Annotated in this window: 1 protein-coding gene; it reads left to right on the forward strand. The window is 73.7% G+C overall.

The annotated features are described in order from the left end of the window. Positions 1–251: glutathione S-transferase family protein (locus KZZ06_RS21705; RefSeq protein WP_219581984.1), on the forward strand; the 251-nt coding region annotated here is incomplete at both ends.

Raw genomic sequence — 251 nt, forward strand, 5'->3', positions numbered from 1 at the left:
GAGGTCGCCGCCCACAACCCGCTGGGCAAGATCCCCGCCCTTGTGCTGGAGGACGGTACCGCCCTCTACGACAGCCGGGTGATCTGCGAGTACCTCGACGGCCTCTCGTCCGGGCCGCACCTGTTCCCCGAGGGGGCCGCCCGCTGGGACGCGCTGACCCGGCAGGCGCTCGCCGACGGCCTGCTCGATGCGGCGCTGCTCACCCGCTACGAGCGGGTGCTGCGCCCCGAATCCCAGCGCTGGGACGCCTG

It is taken from the genome of Sulfitobacter sp. CW3 (assembly GCF_019392245.1).
Classification (GTDB): Bacteria; Pseudomonadota; Alphaproteobacteria; order Rhodobacterales; family Rhodobacteraceae; genus Sulfitobacter.